We start from the raw sequence: 1,190 nt of genomic DNA on the forward strand, positions 1-1,190 counted from the left end.
GAATATTATATCTATGACCCAGAACGTTGGGACTTAGCGGGATGGTTGCGGGGAGAGGGGGGATTAGAGATGATTGAGGAAATGGAAGGCTGGGTGAGTCCTCGCCTCCAGATTCGCTTTGAATGTCCACCAACGGGGTTAGAGTTGTACTATCCTGATGGTCGTCGTTTTTTAACTTCTGTTGAGTTGCACCAACAAGCGGAAGCGGCACAGCAACGAGTGCGAGAGGTAGAGGAGGAATTGGCGGCGGAAAAAGTGCGATCGCAACGTCTCGCTGAACAGTTAAAACGCCTAGGCATAGACCCCGATTGAAACCCCATTGTTTCACGTATTTGGTCACGACGGAGCGTTTTGGTCGTTCCGTCGGTTTTACAGTGAGTTCGGCAAATCTCTCAATCTATACCCAGTGGATTCTATCACCACAAAAGATTTAGATAATCTTTCTTGAGAGTAAATCTCTAAAACGTGGGAGAGTATACTATGAACTCTGGAAAGATGAGCAAGAGACAGTCGGAGATAAATTACACCAACATGGATAGCTTGGACAAAAACTAAATTACCATAATCTCTATCACGAGTAACTAAAATTCTGTTTTGTCCCTTAGCTGCTTTTAAAATCTCTTCATCAGAAGCCTGTGCCATCCCTATTTCTTCAACCTGAAGAATATCATGGTTTAATTCCAGCAAGAATCGGACAGTCCCTTGGTAAACATCTTGATCTAATAATAATTTCATGACGCAGAAATTAAATAAATTTCCTCTGCTGCGACAAGAGCCGTCGCATATAACAAGCAGCATTGAATGTCTTCTTGAGTTAAACTTGGATAATAATTTGCTATAATCTCGTCAAATGTTAACCCTTCTGCCAATAACTCTAAAACATTTTGAACCGTAATTCGAGTTCCCTGAATACACGGTTTTCCGAAATGAATTTGGGAATTAACTGTAATTCTGTTGATTTTTTGCATTCTTCAATTTAAAACTCGATAACTTCCTATATTATCCGCACCGATTTCTGACTACATTGTAATTCGAGAAGGGGTCTGTAGGTTGGGTGAGGCGAAGCGCAACCCAACAAAACAATTGATAATAGTTTAGCCATCCGTAGGTTGGGTGAAGCGCAGCGCAACCCAACAAAAGGTAGAGGGGGAACTAGCGACGGAAAAAGTGCGATCGCAACGTCTCGCCGA

2 protein-coding genes and 1 pseudogene are annotated in these 1,190 nt (G+C 42.5%); 1 reads left to right on the forward strand and 2 read right to left on the reverse strand.

What is annotated here, in order from left to right; all coding sequences use genetic code 11:
- A pseudogene (locus tag K4A83_RS22690) lies at positions 1–312 on the forward strand (Uma2 family endonuclease); the annotation flags it as partial.
- A 57-nt stretch (positions 313–369) separates the two neighbouring features.
- Here K4A83_RS22690 and K4A83_RS22695 read toward each other — a convergent pair.
- Entirely contained in the window at positions 370–735 is a 366-nt protein-coding gene (locus tag K4A83_RS22695) for a DUF5615 family PIN-like protein (RefSeq protein ID WP_265266994.1), read from the reverse strand.
- Positions 732–959: a DUF433 domain-containing protein gene (locus tag K4A83_RS22700; protein WP_407810281.1), complete on the reverse strand. Its 228-nt coding sequence runs from the start codon at positions 957–959 to the stop codon at positions 732–734. Before K4A83_RS22700 ends, K4A83_RS22695 begins: the two co-directional genes overlap by 4 nt.
- Positions 960–1,190: the final 231 nt, after the last annotated feature.

Origin of the sequence: Spirulina subsalsa FACHB-351 (assembly GCF_026130165.1) — a bacterium.
Classification (GTDB): Bacteria; Cyanobacteriota; Cyanobacteriia; order Cyanobacteriales; family Spirulinaceae; genus Spirulina_A; species Spirulina_A subsalsa_A.